Source organism: Paraburkholderia sp. SIMBA_054 (assembly GCF_046534875.1).
Lineage (GTDB): Bacteria > Pseudomonadota > Gammaproteobacteria > Burkholderiales > Burkholderiaceae > Paraburkholderia > Paraburkholderia hospita.
Genome location: NZ_JAWRXV010001351.1, coordinates 1 through 249 on the forward strand (window position 1 = coordinate 1; position 249 = coordinate 249).

Below are 249 nucleotides of genomic sequence, written 5' to 3' on the forward strand. Positions count from 1 at the left end.
CTATGTGCCGCGATTGGCCATTCTTCTCGACGCGTCTCGGCATGCTGGAGATGGTCTTCGCCAAAGCCGACCTGTGGCTGGCGGAATACTATGATCAACGCCTGGTAGACAAAGCACTGTGGCCGTTAGGTAAAGAGTTACGCAACCTGCAAGAAGAAGACATCAAAGTGGTGCTGGCGATTGCCAACGATTCCCATCTGATGGCCGATCTGCCGTGGATTGCAGAGTCTATTCAGCTACGGAATATTT

At 52.2% G+C, this 249-nt stretch carries 1 protein-coding gene; it reads left to right on the plus strand.

Going from position 1 to position 249, the window contains the following annotated elements; all coding sequences use genetic code 11:
* Positions 1-41: 41 nt before the first annotated feature.
* Positions 42-249: phosphoenolpyruvate carboxylase (locus SB822_RS59490; protein ID WP_410859426.1), on the plus strand; the 208-nt coding region annotated here is incomplete at its 3' end.